Annotated in this window: 1 protein-coding gene; it reads right to left on the bottom strand. The window is 45.2% G+C overall.

Annotated features, from left to right (window positions below; translation table 11 throughout):
• Positions 1 to 513, bottom strand: a 513-nt coding sequence (locus tag A3738_RS19615) for a hypothetical protein (RefSeq protein WP_156504353.1), incomplete at its 3' end; no start/stop codon positions are given.
• Positions 514 to 553: the final 40 nt, after the last annotated feature.

The following is a 553-nucleotide window of genomic DNA, read 5'->3' as shown; positions in this document are numbered from 1 at the left end:
GGTAGATTGATTATCTACTTTAGAGCTTGACTCGGTTTTGGTGCCGTTGCCAAGGTCGATTTCCATAGTAGTGGCCAAGCTAGAGGTTTTTTTGACTACTCGAGTCGATGGACTATCGCAGTCATCACCCGCAGGGGCGTAGGTGAGGGTATGGTCATCGCTAAGGTACTTTGTGTAATCCAAGCCTTCGGCAGCGTTTGACGTGTCATCACTTTCCATTTGCGCTAATAATGAACCTGACTCTTCTTTTTTCTCTGTGTTTTTTACTTCAGATGCAGCCAGTCTCTTTTGTATTGCTTCCTGAAACTCAGCGTAAGAGTTGTAGGTCTCTCGCGTATCGTCACATAATTGCCAACCAGTTAGGTTATAGAAATCAAGGTTTCTAGTGACGTAGACGTTGTGGTACTCATCGAAGATTTGAGCTAGCTGTACATACTTAGGGTCACTTAGGTTGGCGTGTTGGCCGACTGATGCCCCGGACTCCATGATAATTTGCTGATTAACTTGGTCCATCTGATAGTTGACCATTGCCTGCATACATCCGGTAGTACTT

Source organism: Oleiphilus sp. HI0066 (genome assembly GCF_001635725.1).
This window is presented reverse-complemented; position numbering and strand designations above follow the sequence as displayed.